This window comes from Streptomyces sp. GbtcB6 (assembly GCF_019091475.1).
Lineage (GTDB): Bacteria > Actinomycetota > Actinomycetes > Streptomycetales > Streptomycetaceae > Streptomyces > Streptomyces hyaluromycini.
The window spans coordinates 1-256 of sequence record NZ_JAGXJL010000352.1 but is presented as its reverse complement, the minus strand read 5'-3'; the positions used below and the strand labels follow the sequence as shown (position 1 = coordinate 256).

The 256-nt window shown below is 37.5% G+C and carries 1 protein-coding gene; it reads right to left on the bottom strand.

Translation table 11 applies throughout. The annotated features are described in order from the left end of the window. A partial coding sequence (locus tag KVT45_RS55430; RefSeq protein WP_217562736.1) for a hypothetical protein occupies positions 1 to 256 on the bottom strand: 256 nt, incomplete at both ends.

Below are 256 nucleotides of genomic sequence, written 5' to 3'. Positions count from 1 at the left end.
AGCGCTAGTAAAGGCACTCCATACAGTCTCACTAAACTCAATGACATACTTAATATTTTGCTTAATATTTTCATAAACTTGAGTAAGTGTATCTCTTAAAGCATTCAATATGCTGTGGTCAATATCAGAGAACTTAGAAGCAAAGTATCCAACTCCCTCAGCCACATCATCGAAAAATAATTTTAGAATCCCAAGGTTATCTGCAATTATTGATAGAGCATTCGCTACGGCCGCACTTGTGCCATTAGCCTGATCC